Annotated in this window: 14 protein-coding genes and 2 pseudogenes; 8 read left to right on the top strand and 8 right to left on the bottom strand. The window is 36.4% G+C overall.

Going from position 1 to position 17306, the window contains the following annotated elements; translation table 11 throughout:
- The first annotated feature begins 47 nt into the window (after nucleotides 1–47).
- Nucleotides 48–1691 carry a thiamine pyrophosphate-binding protein gene (locus I3B46_RS12900; protein WP_104873406.1) on the top strand — a complete coding sequence of 548 codons (1644 nt, stop codon included), beginning with the start codon at nucleotides 48–50 and terminating at the stop codon, nucleotides 1689–1691.
- Between the two features lie 57 nt (nucleotides 1692–1748).
- On the opposite strand, the gene I3B46_RS21805 is transcribed toward I3B46_RS12900, so the two are convergent.
- A complete protein-coding gene (locus tag I3B46_RS21805; protein ID WP_231405852.1) occupies nucleotides 1749–1931 on the bottom strand; it encodes a hypothetical protein in 183 nt (60 codons plus the stop codon).
- Between the two features lie 783 nt (nucleotides 1932–2714).
- On the opposite strand from I3B46_RS21805, the gene I3B46_RS12910 reads away from it, so the two are divergent.
- Complete coding sequence (locus I3B46_RS12910) at nucleotides 2715–3146, top strand: hypothetical protein (RefSeq protein ID WP_004918937.1); 432 nt, start codon at nucleotides 2715–2717, stop codon at nucleotides 3144–3146.
- 19 nt (nucleotides 3147–3165) lie between these two features.
- Here the strand turns inward: I3B46_RS12910 and I3B46_RS12915 are convergent, their stop codons facing one another.
- From I3B46_RS12915 to I3B46_RS12930, 4 genes are all read right to left on the bottom strand, one after another.
- The gene (locus I3B46_RS12915) at nucleotides 3166–3921 is read right to left on the bottom strand and encodes an energy transducer TonB (RefSeq protein WP_004918928.1); all 756 of its coding nucleotides are present in this window, start codon (nucleotides 3919–3921) and stop codon (nucleotides 3166–3168) included.
- A 48-nt stretch (nucleotides 3922–3969) separates the two neighbouring features.
- Nucleotides 3970–6969, bottom strand: a complete 3000-nt coding sequence (locus I3B46_RS12920) for a TonB-dependent receptor domain-containing protein (RefSeq protein ID WP_104873405.1) — start codon at nucleotides 6967–6969, stop codon at nucleotides 3970–3972.
- A 17-nt stretch (nucleotides 6970–6986) separates the two neighbouring features.
- Entirely contained in the window at nucleotides 6987–8447 is a 1461-nt protein-coding gene (locus I3B46_RS12925; protein WP_104873404.1) for a porin family protein, read from the bottom strand.
- 67 nt (nucleotides 8448–8514) lie between these two features.
- A complete protein-coding gene (locus I3B46_RS12930; protein ID WP_231405853.1) occupies nucleotides 8515–9264 on the bottom strand; it encodes a Slam-dependent surface lipoprotein in 750 nt (249 codons plus the stop codon).
- A gap of 1359 nt (nucleotides 9265–10623) precedes the next feature.
- Here I3B46_RS12930 and copM point away from each other — a divergent pair.
- A complete protein-coding gene (copM, locus tag I3B46_RS12935; protein ID WP_036943814.1) occupies nucleotides 10624–10989 on the top strand; it encodes a CopM family metallochaperone in 366 nt (121 codons plus the stop codon).
- A 125-nt stretch (nucleotides 10990–11114) separates the two neighbouring features.
- On the opposite strand, the gene I3B46_RS12940 is transcribed toward copM, so the two are convergent.
- Nucleotides 11115–11588, bottom strand: coding sequence for an anti-virulence regulator CigR family protein (locus I3B46_RS12940; RefSeq protein ID WP_036943812.1), 474 nt, complete (start codon nucleotides 11586–11588; stop codon nucleotides 11115–11117).
- A gap of 898 nt (nucleotides 11589–12486) precedes the next feature.
- Nucleotides 12487–12783, bottom strand: coding sequence for a putative quinol monooxygenase (locus tag I3B46_RS12945; protein WP_004918910.1), 297 nt, complete (start codon nucleotides 12781–12783; stop codon nucleotides 12487–12489).
- Nucleotides 12784–12934: 151 nt separating this feature from the next.
- On the opposite strand from I3B46_RS12945, the pseudogene I3B46_RS12950 reads away from it, so the two are divergent.
- From I3B46_RS12950 to I3B46_RS12960, 3 genes and pseudogenes are all read left to right on the top strand, one after another.
- Nucleotides 12935–13513 (top strand): annotated as a pseudogene (locus tag I3B46_RS12950) (sulfatase-like hydrolase/transferase); the annotation flags it as partial.
- Nucleotides 13514–13849: 336 nt separating this feature from the next.
- Nucleotides 13850–14014 carry a hypothetical protein gene (locus I3B46_RS12955; RefSeq protein WP_004918906.1) on the top strand — a complete coding sequence of 55 codons (165 nt, stop codon included), beginning with the start codon at nucleotides 13850–13852 and terminating at the stop codon, nucleotides 14012–14014.
- 303 nt (nucleotides 14015–14317) lie between these two features.
- Complete coding sequence (locus I3B46_RS12960) at nucleotides 14318–14692, top strand: lytic polysaccharide monooxygenase (protein ID WP_231405854.1); 375 nt, start codon at nucleotides 14318–14320, stop codon at nucleotides 14690–14692.
- On the opposite strand, the gene I3B46_RS12965 is transcribed toward I3B46_RS12960, so the two are convergent.
- Nucleotides 14660–15768 (bottom strand): IS3 family transposase gene (locus tag I3B46_RS12965; protein WP_196992986.1). Its coding sequence is split into 2 segments (ribosomal slippage): nucleotides 14660–15516 and nucleotides 15516–15768, totalling 1110 coding nucleotides; the frame shifts between segments, so codons are not numbered across the junction. The two genes, I3B46_RS12960 and I3B46_RS12965, sit on opposite strands and share 33 nt — an antisense overlap.
- 66 nt (nucleotides 15769–15834) lie before the next feature.
- Between I3B46_RS12965 and I3B46_RS12970 the strand changes: the two are divergent.
- A pseudogene (locus I3B46_RS12970) lies at nucleotides 15835–16143 on the top strand (lytic polysaccharide monooxygenase); the annotation flags it as partial.
- A gap of 388 nt (nucleotides 16144–16531) precedes the next feature.
- Entirely contained in the window at nucleotides 16532–16759 is a 228-nt protein-coding gene (locus tag I3B46_RS12975; protein ID WP_004918896.1) for a HEAT repeat domain-containing protein, read from the top strand.
- Nucleotides 16760–17306: the final 547 nt, after the last annotated feature.

The raw sequence follows: 17306 nt of genomic DNA on the forward strand, positions 1-17306 counted from the left end.
TCTTCACGTTGCAAATTATTGGTTATCGAATTCTAAAGGAGAACACTATGTATGAGACAATCACGGTTGGCGAGGCGATCGCCAGAACATTAGAACAATACCAAGTCAGTACCGTCTATGGCGTTATCTCAATCCACAACCTGCCGATTGCAGATGCAATTGGTCGCCGTGGCGTGATTGACTTCACCCCTAGTCGTGGGGAAGCGGGTGCCGTTACCATGGCTGATGCACATGGTCGCTTCACCGGACTTGGCGTCGCCTTAACCAGCACAGGAGCCGGCGCGGGTAATGCCGTGGGCTCAATGATTGAAGCCATGAATGCTTGCTCGCCAATTATCCATATTACAGGGCAAGTAGAAAAAGCGTATCTGGATATGGATGCCGGTTTTATTCACGAAACGCGCGATCAACTTGGCTTTTTAAAAGCCAGCTCTAAGCAAGCATTTCGCGTCCATAGCGCCGAACAAGCGGTTGCCGTCTTACATAAAGCCATTCAAGTTGCACAAACCGTTCCTTGTGGCCCCGTCTCTATCGAAATACCGATTGATATACAAAGCGCACAAGTTCCCTTATCGCTACTCAGCGCACCACTGACAGTTCAACCTTTACCAGAAGCAACGGCGGATCAAGTCGATGCGATTTGGCAAAAATTACAGCATGCACAACGCCCTTTATTATGGATTGGTGGTGGTGCGCTACACGCCTCTGATGCGATTAAAAAATTGGCAGATCAGGGGGTAGCGGTGATCAGTAGTACGCATGGGCGAGGTATTTTATCTGACGAACATCCATTTAGTTTACGCGCTTTCCATAACGCAGATGCTATTGATAAATTGATGCGTTCTTGCGATATCACACTCGTCGCTGGCTCTCGTTTACGCAGTAATGAAACCAAAACGTGGTCATTACCCTTGCCACAACCTTTAATTCAAATTGATATCGATCCGCTAGCGGCTAATCGAAACTATCGTGCAGATTTGGTGGTTACTGCCGATTGCCATAGTATTCTGAACGCATTGGCCAGCAAACTCGAGCAATCTAAGCGAACAATTTCACCACAATGGCAACAACAAGTCCAAGAAGCCACTCAGCAAGCCGAGGCACAACTCAGAGCGCAATGTGGACCATACAGCCAATTAAGCGATGCGGTTGAGCAGGCACTGCCAGATCACGGTATATTTGTGCGAGATATCACCGTTTCAGGTAGCTTATGGGGAAGCCGCTTACTAAAAGCGACTCAGCCATTACACAATATTCACTCTTTGGCTGGTGCGATTGGATTAGGCTTAGCAATGGCTATCGGTAGCGCTAAAGCGAATCCTCAGACTCCCGTTATTGGCTTAGTTGGCGATGGTGGTTTAATGCTAGGTATTGGGGAGCTTGCTACCATGGCACAAGAGCAACTACCGATTGTGCTTCTTATTATGAATGACCATGGATATGGTGTTATGCGCGGGATCCAAGAGAAATATTTCGCTGATCGGCAATATTATAATGAGTTACTCACTCCTTCATTTACGCGATTAGCAGAATCAATGGGAATTAAAGCACTAACCGTTGATAAGGCAGAAGATTTCAAATCTACGTTACAACGTGCCGTCGAATTAAAACAGCCTGTCGTTGTAGAAGTCCTTATGGAAAATATTGGTAAAATGAATTTCTCAGGGCCTCCCCAGAAAAAACTATTTTAATTCACATTGCTAAATGCTTAATAGCGCATAGAGTGTCTATGCGCTATTTCATTAAGCTTATTTAGTTTGGTTTCTTGCCATATGTTGATTAATCACACGTTGTACAGCATACGATCGGCTATTTTCTGTGAAACTTAATGCCGTCGCGGCTTTTTCATGGGCATCCATATTTAAAAACGTTTTCGATAGACCATTAATCGTTGGCTTTTCAATATTGGCTTTTTCAGCATGCCTAGCCATCGCAATTTGGTTAGCTTGAGAGGTAGTGTTTTCTGTAAAACTTAAAGCAATCAGCGCATTTTCATGCGTACGTACCTTATCGTGAGCCTGTGATTGTGCTACCGCTGAAGAACAAAAAAAATGTTGCTATAATAGAAAATAATACTTTATTCATAAAATAACCTTAGACTGATTAATATAAAATGATTGATAAAAACCCAGCAGTCGATAGGTTTTTATCCATAAATTAAAATGCTAATTAATAAAAATAAAATAAAACATATAGCGAGTTCAGATTTTAAAAACGCAATCATAAAATTATTAATAAGCATTAACTAAATTCAAACTGAATGGGGAATTAAGCGAATAATATTCGTTTGAAATTTTAGACTCTCACCATCGTGATTAATATGGCGAATAACAAACTCAAAAGAATATCAGCCTGAATAATTCTTCACCAACAGAAATAATTTACTGGCTACTGCATTTTTCCTTTATATCCTAAGGAATCAAACCTAATATACTTCGCTAGCGGATCACTGAACATTGATTCTTTATGCAAATAAACAATGCGTTTTATGCAATCTCCTTTGTACCCTATAAACAGGTAGTTTATTTATCCTATGCTGTAGCACCATACTGTTTGCCTTAAAAATTACTTTTGTTCTAGAGACACTTAATCACCGTTTTAATATTAGAGGTTACTTGCATATTTTATTTTACTGTAATTCAAGTTAAGTGCTATATTAGGCTCGATGGAAAAATACATATATCAACAACAAACCTGATATCTAAGGGATTACTATGAAAAAGTATTTGTTGCCAATTAGCCTTTTTGTAAATGTGGTATTGCTGATCACCATTATTGTCGTGGGAGCTCTGTTTTTTAACTTAAAAAGCAAAATTGACTCAACTGTCGAACAAATTAAAAATGGGCAATATGCTGAATTAGTTAAAGATAATACAGCAAACTTAATTCCCGAAGGGCTAAAAAATTTCAAGAAAATTGAACCCAATCAAAGTCAATGCGACTATTTCTATCAACAAATAGATTCACTGATAGGTTATTTAGAAGAGAACCCGACAATTGCAGGTTCAGAAAAATATGTTAAGCAGCTAAACAACCTTAAAAAATCAGCAGAAAAAACCCCTTCTACACTGAAAGAAACAGCCTGTGAAAAAGGGATTTCAACGATTAACTTTATTGGCGAAAAAATATCTACGGCAACTGAATGATGTGTGCCACCCACAATCGCTATTTAAATTCAATTTTAAAGGTGACTATGTGAGCAAAGCCGGAAGGTGGCTTCCCTACTGACTGGCTTTTTTCAACAGCAGCGAGCGCAGCGTTATCCAATAGTTCACTACCTGAACTACTCACAATACGCGCTGACGTTATTTCTCCCGTCTCCGTTAACCTAAATTGGACTTGAGCAACACCTTGTTTCTTCATACTTTTGGCGCGCCGAGGATAGCGTTTATGCCTTTCAACTTCTTGGCGTAATTTTTCCCTGTATGCATTGATTTGCTGAGTATCTGCTAGGTTTGACATCCCATTTTTAGGTTGCCCCACCTTCCCCATCGAAGGGGAAGATGCCGCCGTTTCCCCTTGTTGTGACTGCTGTGGTGTTATTGCCGACTTGGTTATTTTATTGGTAGATACTTTTTGCTGTTCAACCTCTTTTTTCTCGCTTAAACGCTTATTTGGCTCTTTGACCTTTTTTTTAGGTCGCTCAATTTTCTTCTCTTTTTTTGGTAGCACTACCTGTGCCGTCTCCACGACAACAGGCGGAACAATCTCCGCTTCAGGCTCAACCATGGGTGTCATATCTGAGTCTGTTGGCGCAGTTTCTTCAATAGCGTGTGTTAACGCAATCGACATCACTGGCGCATCCATTACCGCTTGATGCTGTTGATTTTTTTCTTCTTGAGCCAGATGAATAAAGCCCATAATAATGACAGCGTGCAGCAAAACAGACAGAGTAACAGTTAAAAAACGCGTCTTTTTCATGAGAATCTTAAGATGCCCTTCTTAGTACCACAAGAAGGGCATTTTGCTTTAAAAATGGCTTGTAAAATTCAATCGTAACGTTCTACCTGGAGCAGGCATCATGGTTCGAGTGAGTGGATCCACATAATATTCATCAAGAATATTTGTCGCTAACAATTCCATTTTGACGTTGTCTGAAATGCCATAACTGACGTAAGCATCGGCAACAAATACAGGCTCCCAGCGCATTGGGCTATTATTTAAAGGTGCGTAGTTGGCCGGATATTTATCCATCATTTTCTTTTCGTCATTATTTTCAGCACGGCTGTGATAACGCATGCGGCTACCAATTTCTAAACGCTCATCCAAAAAACGCATCCCTAAATTGGCATTAATACTGTATTTAGGTTGTAATTGTGTGCGTAAGAACCCACCAGGAAAGCCCGCATCAACACATTCAGACATATTAAACTTGTTAGTTGGATCTAAAGCAGCAATGGAGGCACTATCACACACCTCATTTTGCAAACGGTAATCAAGCCCAATATCCCCAAAATAATTACCATTGTCATAACGAGCTTGTAGCTCAATACCTGATGTTTTGTGCTTATCTACTTGTGTAAACTTGAGATAGATATCCCGTTCAAACGCGTTTTCAATGACCGTGTGATAATAATTAATACGCACGTCAGCAAAACGTTCTGCACCCAGTAGACTTTGTAAATTACGCACATAACCCACTTCCACTGTTTTACCGCGTTCAGGCTCAAACTTCTCGGTGAGTGACGCATAACCCCTTGAGCCAGAAAAACCTACCGTATCCTCAAAGATACTAGGCATACGTACCGTTTCCGTATAGCTCGCATAAACTCGGTCATTATCAGTTAAATAGGCAGAAGCGGAAAAGGAAGGCGCCCAAGCATGTGCTTTCTTTTTCCCCTGATGGCGGAATCGTTCTTCTTCGGATAAATAGCGAATATCTTCCTGTTCATCGCTAGAGCGAGATTGATTGGGAATATATTGATTAACCACTTTTCCTGTAAATGGATCGACAGTCTGTGCTTTTGTATCAATCGTACCATTATAAAAAGGGTTGGTTTCTCGGGTCAGTTTATTTTTTCCATCGGGTCGCCATTTAGCCTTATTTTTTTCATCTATGCGGAACTCCCCTTGCCCATTTGCAGATCTGAATCCCGCATAATCGAGAGAATGTTTTTGTAAATTTAGCGCTTCCTCAACAAACCTTTCTAAATAATAAGGCGAATCCATGACGTCATCTAATTTTTGCCCTTCAGCATTGGTAAAACGAGTCAATGTGTCATATTCATTTTGTGTAATTGTGCGTGAAATATCATAGTTTTTGGAGAGTAGTTGATGAGGTCTCGCAAAGTTAACATCTTTCGCATCGCGTCGTTTATCTAATAAATGATCTTTCGACCAATAACTCGTTCGTTGAGCACCAGCCGTCACATTCAACCAATCTGTTGGCCGCCATTCAAAATTAAATGCGAATGTATTCTCTTGCCTTTCCCCTTCTCTCGGTACAGCTCGGAAAATCGTCGATGTAGAACTCCCTGAATATTCAAAAATATCATCCTCTGTATCAACCGTTTCTTTGCTAAAACTCCCCATTAAAGTTAAATCAAGGCTATCTGTTAATGCCATTTGGTTAGATAAATTTAATCCTTGTCGTTTGTTCGTTGAATTCAAGGATGCACCCGGTACTAACGTACCATCAATATTAGGGTTGCGAGGCATCCACCCATATTCAAACCCCATATCACGCTCTTTAGGCTCTCGAGGAAAACCGCCTGAAGTATTCGTATCACTCGTTGTTTTGGTCATCCAGTAACCAAGTTTCATATTTACGTATGGATTATCTTCAGGATTTAAATAATAGTCGGCATGAAAAGCTTGAATATTAAATTTCGCAAGTGTCCATTGCGGCACTTTTCCATCTAACTCCATGAAACTGATCCTTGATGGCATGATTTCCCCATAGTGGTTCGTCGTATGGGTATATCCTAATGACACCTTTTGTGAGTCAGATAAAAATAGATTCGTTTTCACTAAATAACTCTCCATTTCACTGGAGGTATTAGTTACCTCTTTACCTGGTGCAAACACGTTCGCAGCAAAAGGCAAATAGGGGTCAACCGGTTTAGATGGGTTCTTCGGGTCATAACTAAACACATCATCTTTATAGCGATTAGCTCCACGTTTACCCGCAAAGTAGTTTCCTTGGTCTCGATAACTATAAGCCGCCATGATATCGAAACGTGATTGCCGAGTTCCCACCGCGACCCTAACTGCATTATCTTTAAAATTAAAAAAGTTTGCGTCTCCACGAGATTTAGGCGTAACTAGCAGCCCTGGATCATTAAACAACATTCTTGCTTTGTTGCCATTTTTTATATTATCCATAATCGCAGGGTCATCTCGATAGTCATGCCCATAACCTAAATTAGGTACTCTTGGTTTTGTTGAATTACTGCTGGTTTCCAATTTTAAATCAAAACCAAACGTTTCATCTGGAGCAACGACATCATCAATATTAAGTGTCTTTATCGCAATGCCCCCACCAACCGATGTTTTCACATTAGGGTTTAAGGATGCACTTTTTTGAATCGTTATACTGCTGATCATATTTGGGTCAACATAATTACGATTATTGGCTCCGTTATATCCTCGCCACACTGTTTGGGCTTGCTCTGTGCCATCGACAGTGACTGGTACTCGCCCTTGACCTTGTATCCCCCGAATATTGGGATCTAATGCACCACTATTACGTGCATCTCCACTATACACCCCTACCGCACTATTGAGCACATCTGCTGGGTTAGTTCCTTTATAACGTTCAACAAGATCTTTTCCGAGGTAAATATTGGATTCATTTTTATCATACTGATCGTCATAACCTTTTTGATCGCGTTCCTTAATTGTTTCTGCGTTATCTTTAACAATAATAGTACCGAGGTCTTCTTGTTCTTTTGCTAACACTAAACCGGAAATTAAGGTAAGCGAAATCCCTGTCACAATATTCATTGTGATGATTTTTTTTATTTTCATTGTTAACACCTAAAATATTAAAAGCGTTTTTCTAATCTAATTTCAATTTCACTTTGTTGATATGAATACAGTGCATCAATATTACTTTTATTGACTCTATACCTATAAGAAATGGATGGTGTCATTGTGGCAATACTGTATTTAGGTAAACTTAACTTAGCCAAATACAGTTGTTCATCATCCATTCGATTTTGACTTCCCAACGCATATTGCGGAGCATTAAATCGAGTTTGCTTATAACTGGCGATCCCCAATAGATGATAATACTGACTAACGTCCTTAAATATTCCTCCTCTTATGCCATATTGTTTATAACTGTCACTATCATAAACCTTATTCACATACCCACTATCTACACCACCAAATATCACCGCATCTGAGCTAAGAGCATAAATCCCTGTGATATAAGCCTGACTCTTATTACCATCTTGGCTTTGATAAGGTGAACGATAGTTTATTTTTTGGTGATCAATCACTGTACTCAGCGAAAATTGGGGTAAAAAACGATACTCCGCTTCCATTCCCACTCCAACACCATAATAGTGTCGCCGCTCTCCTACCCATTTAAATTCACTAATTGGGCCAATAGCGAATGATTTTTTTGCATCCTGATATTGATAATAAACCCGTATGTGGCTGGTATTTTCATTATACTCGGCAGCACCATCATACTTATAGCCATAGGTATATGCTTTAAACAGTAAACTGTGATGCTGGTAAAGTGAAAAGGTACGTTTAATATCACCATCATAGATAAATTTGGTGCCTTTATCCGCCAAGCCAGCACCATAACAAAACTGCTGCACTGCATTTCTGTAGCAACGCTGTCTTTTATCCCCCGGTACTTGATTAATATTAGAGTTGTAACCGTAACCTACCGAAAAACTTCCTGACCAACTATTTCGTTTACTTAATTCCGTAATAAATTGTGAAATTGTAGCTAATACACTTTGTGGTAACTGCTGCTGATACTTTTCCAATACCCGTTTAAACTGTGAAGATGCCTCATTATTTTGTTGATCTTCAAAATAAGTTCGAGCTAATTCAAGCTCGACACGCAAAAAATCAGGTTTTAGCGCTAAAATAGTTTGGTAGTGAAAAATAGCCTGAGCATAATCATGATTTGCACGTGCCATTTGTGCTTTAGCAAACTCAACAAGTAAAACGTCATATCCACTTAATTGTTGGTAATATGATAATAGACGTTCTACGTCATCGTATTGCCCACGATTTAAGGCAATATAAATAGCCATTCCCATCTCATTAAGCGTATTACTAACCTGATATTCTTTACCATCGAAATTAATTTTGATGTCATCTTTAATAAACGGTTTATTATTTTCAATAACGGGAGATTTTCGACTAAATTCCGCTTTATCTTTTAATAAAAAGCGATAATTATCAATATCACTTATCTCTCCGATGGCGACACTACTATAAAGTAACAACCATAGGATACCCGCTCGAAATAACCCCATAAATCTCAACCAATGTTCTATTAAAGTAATCGTAATAGGTGGAAATCCTTTCCACCCGCAATATAAGTTATTGCACTTTTGAACCGCCAAACGAAGTGTCTTTTGTATGGTCACTATCAAAGGTGGTTATACCCGCGACAACATCCGCATTTTTGCCAAAAAACTGCCCTGAGCTTTTACCCTGAATTGAACCATTTGCTATTGCACTACCAGAAAATTGCCCTTTGTCTTGAATGTTACCATTCATAGTAATATTAAGAGATTGACCATTTAGAGCGCCTGTATATTTTTTCGAACCAAAATCAGCATTAAATACACCGCTTAATTTACCTTGACCATCAAATTGATTGATACCAGCAATGGTATATTCCGCCTGCCCCGCGGTTGGTACCGACTCCGTGGCTTCTTTACCTGAGAAGAAAGCAGTATGACTTTGGTCACCTACACTCCCCGTTTTAGACCAGTCGCCAAAATAGACTTCTGCATTAGCAACTTGTGTAAAATGAAACTCCCCCATCGCCCCTCCATGGCCACCACTTGATGCAGGTAATACATTGACACCTTGCTCATTCTCTGGTGCTAATGATTTAAAACCAGAAAAACCAATTCTTGTACCGTTAGCGATGGTTTTCAAACCGACACCAGGATCACCAATAACCCCACTATGGGTGCCTTGTGCAAACTGTGTTTTTCCAACATTCACCTCAACTCCATTGGAATCATACGCTTGGCTCTGTCCTGAAACCGTCTCTCCACTAGTACTAAACGCAACACTCGATAAAACAATTGTTAATGCTGTTAATGATAGGTTTTTCATAATATTCCTTGCCATATAAATGATAAATGCATATTAAATATAACTATCTACTCACAACAGATTCATTAAAATAAATGATCGATTCGGAGTATATATCAACCCCACTCAATTGCAAATAGTTATTATTATCATTACCATTTGTAGGTATTTTACTTCTTTTTACGCTATAACCATGGCCAAATCGAATAAAAAAATAACAAATATCATTAAAAAACAGACGATTAAACAATTATCCTAACTTAGGATAAATTTAGGCCTATAGAATGGAAAAATAGCAAAATTAAGACTATTATATTGCCTATATAAATTTCAATTACCTTTCATATAATAACCACAATGAAAACATAAGAATTTATTATGTGATCTGCATCATAAAGCCTCATACATTGATTCTTTCCCCCACTCCATTTCCTTTTTTTAAGCACAATGACTGCATAAAAATTCAACAAATAAACATACAACATTGCAGATGCGCTCCCCTATCAGTAACTGTTATTTGCAATAACTTTCAATATTATTTTTGATGGCATAGCAACACTTTGAACATCAGTAAATAACAGTAAAAATAATGAGTTGATTATCACTCAAATAAGGATTCAAATTTACAGAATAAAATATCTATGTTAATTTTCATTTTTATAAAAATTTTCCTGCCTGCTATTTATTGTGAAGACCATTATTTAATAATATAAATAATTTTAAAAACGTAATAAATATAACAGCTTCACTCCATTAGCTATAAAAAGGATTTTTAATATTTATAGAATTAACCCAACCTAATTATTCTTAATCTCCCCCGTATTAAGAGACTATTTCTGCATAGCCATTAATAACCCCTGAATCATCACCACACCTGTTTAAATCAGAGTATATAACAACCTAGAATAGACTCTCAAATAGAAATCATTATCATTAACATTGATAATTTATTTTATGAAATTTAAATAAAAAGATATACTTTAACAATAAAGCCTAAAAAAACTTCAACCTTAAAATCAATTAATTACCACATAAGCCCCATATTTAAAAATAATTAAAGAGTATATTTACATGGCGAAAAATACATAAAACCAATAACACCACGCATCTAATTATCCATTCGATTTATATAAACCAGTAAAAAACAGATAAGCGCTTATTCGAAATTTTTGATATAGATCACTATTATAAAGAATCGTTATTTCATTTTATCATACCACTATTTTTAGACTCACTGCGTCTCTCTCAATTAAATGAGTTAAGTATAAAAATCAATTTATATGTAAAATAAGTTAAATCTGTTATTACCCCATTGACCTTAACCTTAGGGGAAGCTTTATCGTCAACCTAACTTAATCCCCTTTTAATAAGGTATTTATCATGAAAAAAATGCTTCCTATCGCTGCAATTTTAACCATTAGCATCGCCTCCTTTAGTTCTTTTGCTAATTCAAATCATTCTATGCATGCTCAAGCTCCTGCCAGCAACGAAATGCAAAAAGAGTTAAACCAATCTATGGATAAAATGCATGCAGATATGGCCAAAAGTATGAATGAAGAGAATGCAGATATTGCATTTGCGCAAGGTATGATCGCTCATCACCTAGGGGCAATTGATATGGCAAAAATTGAATTAAAATATGGCACCGACCCTGAAATGAGAAAGCTTGCAGAAGAGATTATTAACGCCCAAGGTCCAGAAATAGAGCAAATGCAAAAATGGTTAGAAAAGAATAAAACGAAATAATAATCCCTTTGATTGCATAGCCCTCAAAAAATTGAGGGCTAATGGGATAACGTTTATCAAATGAACGGTCTTTTTCAATTTAACAGGTATATATTACTTAATGGCTTCAATACACATTACTAAGATCAGTCAAATACATTATTAATAATCGAAGTGACTACCGCTGTACTTAATGCAATAAGTACTAAGTCATTACCAACAATACTCCATTCATAGCCTGGATAATGAGGTAATTGTACAAGCATAGAAGGTGGAACAACCTTTTTAGCTATCCCTGGCGGCAATGGTTTCCCCCTAGCTAAGTTTTTGGCAATACCGGGTGGTAACGCGTGATAGCCTGTAATACCACTGTCTAAAGCGAGTGCTCTTGCTTCATTGTAAGTTAATGATACTGATATTGAATTACTCTTATTTAAGGATAAATGATCTGCTTTTTCTTTTCCGTTACCATTATGACCTTTGTTAGGCTTATTTTTTTGATGCTCTTTTCCTTGCCCATGACCATGACCGCCATTGGGATCTGCATAGGAAGATAAAGAGACCATTGAGAAGCTTGCAGTTAATAGCAATAGGTTGCACATTCGAAAAAGCTTATTCATATAAATACCTCCACCGAGCTGGTATTTTCAAAATACACATCAACACCCCTCCTCACCATAGGTAATATTCCTATAATAACCTCCATGTACAAAATATCATAAGCCTTATTCTGACTTCGCATCAAGGCTAACAGTCTTTTATTCTGCATGATAAGTGAAAATCACTAAATCTTATTGAGGGTGTGCTAGAAAGGATAAGGTAGAAATTTTAAGTTATATTAAAACGTATTTTTAAGCTGCCTATACGGCAGTGAACGTCATCAAGCACCAGTAAATCAACCTCACACATTTCTAAGCTGCCTATACGGCAGTGAACAACTTGCTATCGAAGTCAGAGAGGGTAATGGCTTTCTAAGCTGCCTATACGGCAGTGAACTAATTGCGGTGCGCAATCAGCTCAAATGATTGTTTCTAAGCTGCCTATACGGCAGTGAACTATAAATTATCAGTAAAAAAACTTTATGCAACAGTAAATTATAACAATTTCCCCTTAAATACCTTCTTTTTTATCAGGTAACATAACCTATTGTTTTAAAAGGATATAAAAACTTTAAAAATTTAAAGGGTAAAAACAAGGAAAATCACTTGCTGATTAGACGAAAAAATTAACCCAACCTTTTATACATTAAATACTATTAAAATAAATATTTCACACACACCTAACAGATAGTTTGATGGCCCTATAAAATCATTAGTTAAGCTGAAAGTCGCTTTTTACCTTTTAGAGAAAATAAAATCCCGGTTAACCAAATAAGTAAAGTTAAACATACCTATTGACCAATTATCCCCTAGTCCTTTCTGCATCACCATTAAAAATAAAATAACCATCAGCTATACACTAATGGCATTAAAATAGAGTTACCCTAATGATTTTTATCGAAAAGAAATTCTATAGTGTTTATATTTTAGCTAGAGCGTCATCCATAAATATAAAAGAAGGCTCTTTTCGCTGATATTGATTAATCATGGGAACAAGGCGTTGAAAATGTTCGCTCTTACAATGTGCATCTAAGGCTGCTTGATCAGGCCACTCTTCGATAAAAATAAAATGCCCCCTATCTTTTTGGTCAACATATAAATCATAAGCAATACAGAGAGGCTCACGCTTAGTCGCTTCAACTAATTCACGGTAAAGTGGGAGTACGATATTTATAGCCTCAAGCTGGATAAAATCTTCTGCAATTACTTTTAACATATTATTACCCCTAAGTTACGTCAAAAATGACACCATAATCATAACTCAGTACATAATAAATCTATACTGGTGTATCTACTTCCCTTATTAGCAACATCATGGTTAATTTTGCAAATGTGCGACTGCTCACACTAAAAGTAAATATAGAAACAGCTTTGTATACCCACTAACAGAAGATGGCCCTATTATTCCCAAGTTTATTGAGTCCATCGACAATCCTGCAAAGAAAAAACTGATTGTTGTTCATTTAATTGGTAGCCACTCTCCATTTTGTAAAAGGATCTCAAATAAGTATGATAAATTTTATAAAAGCAAAGACTTATCTTGCTATGTTCAAAGTATAAAAAATACTGATTTACAGTTATCTCTATTACATGGCATATTATCAAAGTCTAAAAACTCATGGTCTATGTTATATTTTTCAGATCATGGGCTTTCTTTTATTGATAATCAACAAGATCTAATCCATGGTGATAAACATCGTCAAAATTTTGAAACGCCTCTTTTTATTACTTCTTCAGATTCAAATACGAGAGAGATAATATCAGCGCAAAGGAGTGAACTGAATTTATTTCATTTATTAGCTGAATGGTTAGGCATCCATGAAAAAAACATACAATCTTCCTGTAAAATGATATCTAATAATGAGTGTAAAGATCAAAATATAGCTATTGATTTTGACCAAAAAATCATTTATTTCAATGAATTATTAGATGACAGTATTAAATAATGATTGAATGGCGAACCTTTTAGTAGGTTCGCCTAATTTATTGTTAATTATTTGAATCATTTAAATACCTTTATCTCTCCATACTAACACATCACGTTATACACAATATCAGTTACACCATAATCAATAAAATATTTTAATGATTACGCCATAACAACCTTAACCTATAAATTACCCATATAGTAAAATATCACCTCTTATTTTTAGGAACATTAAATCAATCACTTAAATAAAAGATGATTTAAGAGACACCTATCACATTAAGTAATGGAATATGAACTTCTCCTACATAATTAAAATAAAGTAGTCATGATTATCAAATAGAAGGAAATAATCATGAAAAAACTATTGTTTATTATTTCAATTCTTTGTTCATCGGCTTACGCGACTAACACTGTTACTTGGTGCTCACCTGAACCAAATCCTGTTACAGGCAAACCAGATTGCATAACTTATACACCAGGAATGGGAGGGATTGATTCAGGCGGCGAAGGCCCCTAATGCTGATTGAATAATGCTATTGGTTCTAACCCTCTTTTCCTTTGGAGGGTTAGGATAATACCACTCTACCCTATTTCAACTTCTCATACCCTTAAATCTCATTAAATAATACTTAGATTTAACTAATTAGATGATTAATCAGCAAAGATGACGCAAAATTTAATAAATAAAGAACTAAATTATTCAATTTTGCTGCAAGTCAGTATGATAAAAATATTATTACTGAAACGATGAATGAGTTCTCTGACACATCATTCAATAATCGTTCAGTAAATATTCTTTATCTTTATGTCCGAGGTGATTATGAAAAATCTAATCATACCATTAATATATCCAAGTATATTAGGCACTGTATTAACGTTATTTTCATTCTACGCGAGCGCCCATGGCTATATAAGGATGCCAGAAAGTCGCGCTTATCTATGTAGCTTTAACGACTATCTTAAGGAGCCAAAAACACCATTAAACAATGATTGTGGATTAGGGCCTGAATATGAACCTCAGAGCATTGAAACTCAAAAAGGCTTTCCAGAATCTGGGCCTCCTGATGGATTAATAGCTAGCGGAGGTGGTATAGAACGTTTCAGTCCTCTTGATGTGCAAACACCTACCCGTTGGCATAAAATTGATATTGTCCACTCCCCATTAATTAAGACACTTCAAATTAGAGATTTCTAACTGTTTACGGTATGTCTCCGGTGGGAGGTTATTTAAACTTTCGTGGGTTCGATTTAGATTGTAATCTTGCTGCCAAAACCACACCATCTCTCGTACTTGGCTTAATGATTCAAATAAATAGGCATTTAAAAATTCACGGCGAAATGAACCATTAAATCGTTCGATAAAACCGTTTTGTTGAGGTTTACCGGGTTGAATATGGCATAAATCAATTCGATTATTTTTACAATAATTCAATAGATTAGCTGAAATAAGTTCAGGCCCATTATCCACTCGAATTTGTTTCGGCAATCCTCTATCGATTTTCAAACGTTCTAGTACTCTAATGACTCGTTCAGCAGGCAATGACGTATCAACTTCAATTGCCAGGCACTCACGTGTCCCCTCATCAATAATATTCAAGGTTCTGAAGCGTTTACCACAGTACAAACTGTCGTGTACAAAATCCAAAGCCCATTGAATATTCGGGACTTTTTCTATCACTAATGGTCTTTTTTCACGCTTCGGAAGCACCTTTTTAACCCGTCGTTTCAAGTTCAATCCTAATCGACAATAAACGCGATAAACTCGTTTATGATTAAAAGAATAGCCTTGAAATCGCAGCCGAAAATAGCATTTCCAAAATCCTGATTGTGGTGATTTCGCTAACACAGATTGTATGGCATCGATCACCACTTGGTCTTTTTTACGCCAATCTAACGGTTGACGGTAAAAAGTAGCTCGGGGCAATGAAGTTAGTTTGCAAGCCTTAATGACTGATAAACCTGCCTCTTTTAATGATTGTGCACAGGACTTCTTTTCAGTCACTACCAACCCTTTTTTGCAAAAAGCGCCTTCATCGCCTGATTTTCAAGGCTGACTTCCGCAAAGAGCTTTTTCAGTTTCGCATTTTCATCCTCAAGCTCTTTTAATCGTTTAACATCATTAGCTTCCATGCCACCATATTTTGATTTCCAATTATAATAAGTGGCGTTACTGATCCCATTTTGGCGACAAATGTCTTCCACTTTCATCCCTGAATCAGCGAGCTTTAAAATATTAACGATTTGAGTTTCAGTAAAACGGGCTTTTTTCATCATGACCTCTGCAATTTTTAGGGCAGAAACTCTAATTATAGCTGTCTTATTTTAGGGGGAGTGGACAATATGAAAACGGGTCTCAATACCTTCACTTGGTATCTAACTATGGCTCATGCAACCGATAATTGGCGGTTTTTTATTACAAAAAATGGCTGGGACCAATCAGCACCATTAACTCGTTCAGCTTTTGAGTTAACGCCATTTTGTCAAAGAGATGATCATGGAGCAATGCCATTGATCGAAGTGGATATCAACTTTATATGTGATGTGCCCGCTGATCATGAAGGTTACCATGTTATTCTTGCAACATGGGATGTTGATAATACCCAAAATGCTTTTTATCAAGTTATCGATGTGAATTTAAGTAATTAACATTCAATTTGTTGAGAATAACACATGAATGACGTTTATAGATGAGAGCCCATATTTTGGGCTCTTATTAGCACTCTATACTCAAATAGTGAAAATACCTCTTAGCTCAGTTAATTTAACTATCTATTAAGTTTTCCTATCATGTATTTTACTAATAGGATGTATAAAAAACCTACTTCGCCCTGATTTTAACATTAGATGGTGATTATACCGATGCCTATCCGTAGTAAATTTAGTTGCTATTGTTTATAAAATGCAAATTTCTCATATACTTTTTATTAAAGTTGTCATCTAGGAACAATGCAATAAGGAGAAATAACAATATGATGTCTATTTTGGCTGATTATAATCAGATTTTTCTTAACATATCCTAGCTAGGTATGAATAAATGAATCATTCACGACAAAAAATCATATTAAATACACTAATCCAGCTCACACAAGGAACTAATAATGAAGTTAAACTCACTGCGATATCCATCCTTGGTGATTACAAATACGCAATTCAAAATGAAGAAACCTTAAACCGATTAATAGAGCTTTGCTTTGATCCTAATAAAGAGGTCGCAATTACCGCGCTTAAATCACTCGGAAAATTGTCAATTCATTTTCAATAGTTATATTTTTTGTAACTATCTGATTTTAATGTGATTCTGAAAATATCATGTTTGCTAATTTTTATCAGCGATCATTTATCTAAAGCATCAATAACTTTTTCAATTGCCGCAAACCAAATGAAATGATGCCCCATTGCTAATACCTTCGGATAGTTTCTAGCTGAGGCACCTGAGATTGATATGCACTCTATATAAAACAGAATAAACATACTGTTCTGTAAAGGATTTAAATAGGGTTTAAAGCTTCTTCGCTAAAAGAATTTTTCCGTTAAATTGTATAAGTGGCGTTTATTTCAATCAATATACTCTATTTAGCATTAATATATTGATAAATTTAAATAGTTAAATTGATAATGATACCGTTATATTTATCATAAAATTCAATAGATGATATGATACAGATAACGCTCTAAATATTTCATAACATACAGCCTGACAAATTGAATACAATTATATATTCAGGAGTTTAGTGCGTATTCGTTAATAGCTCCATTCATCATTCAAACATCTGTCTATAAACAGGTATTTAAAACAAAATGAGATAGTG

This window comes from Providencia sp. 2.29, assembly GCF_015832305.1.
In the GTDB taxonomy this organism is placed as follows: Bacteria; Pseudomonadota; Gammaproteobacteria; order Enterobacterales; family Enterobacteriaceae; genus Providencia; species Providencia stuartii.

Bases quoted from the DNA above. Each gene is read 5' to 3' on its own strand.
- I3B46_RS12910 (WP_004918937.1), top strand. From the start codon at position 2,715: ATGAAAAAGTATTTGTTGCCAATTAGCCTTTTTGTAAATGTGGTATTG.
- I3B46_RS21805 (WP_231405852.1), bottom strand. From the start codon at position 1,931: ATGGCTAGGCATGCTGAAAAAGCCAATATTGAAAAGCCAACGATTAAT.
- I3B46_RS12915 (WP_004918928.1), bottom strand. From the start codon at position 3,921: ATGAAAAAGACGCGTTTTTTAACTGTTACTCTGTCTGTTTTGCTGCAC.
- I3B46_RS12945 (WP_004918910.1), bottom strand. From the start codon at position 12,783: ATGTTAAAAGTAATTGCAGAAGATTTTATCCAGCTTGAGGCTATAAAT.
- I3B46_RS12925 (WP_104873404.1), bottom strand. From the start codon at position 8,447: ATGGGGTTATTTCGAGCGGGTATCCTATGGTTGTTACTTTATAGTAGT.
- I3B46_RS12920 (WP_104873405.1), bottom strand. From the start codon at position 6,969: ATGAAAATAAAAAAAATCATCACAATGAATATTGTGACAGGGATTTCG.
- I3B46_RS12900 (WP_104873406.1), top strand. From the start codon at position 48: ATGTATGAGACAATCACGGTTGGCGAGGCGATCGCCAGAACATTAGAA.
- copM (WP_036943814.1), top strand. From the start codon at position 10,624: ATGAAAAAAATGCTTCCTATCGCTGCAATTTTAACCATTAGCATCGCC.
- I3B46_RS12955 (WP_004918906.1), top strand. From the start codon at position 13,850: ATGAAAAAACTATTGTTTATTATTTCAATTCTTTGTTCATCGGCTTAC.
- I3B46_RS12940 (WP_036943812.1), bottom strand. From the start codon at position 11,588: ATGAATAAGCTTTTTCGAATGTGCAACCTATTGCTATTAACTGCAAGC.
- I3B46_RS12930 (WP_231405853.1), bottom strand. From the start codon at position 9,264: ATGAAAAACCTATCATTAACAGCATTAACAATTGTTTTATCGAGTGTT.
- I3B46_RS12960 (WP_231405854.1), top strand. From the start codon at position 14,318: ATGAAAAATCTAATCATACCATTAATATATCCAAGTATATTAGGCACT.
- I3B46_RS12975 (WP_004918896.1), top strand. From the start codon at position 16,532: ATGAATCATTCACGACAAAAAATCATATTAAATACACTAATCCAGCTC.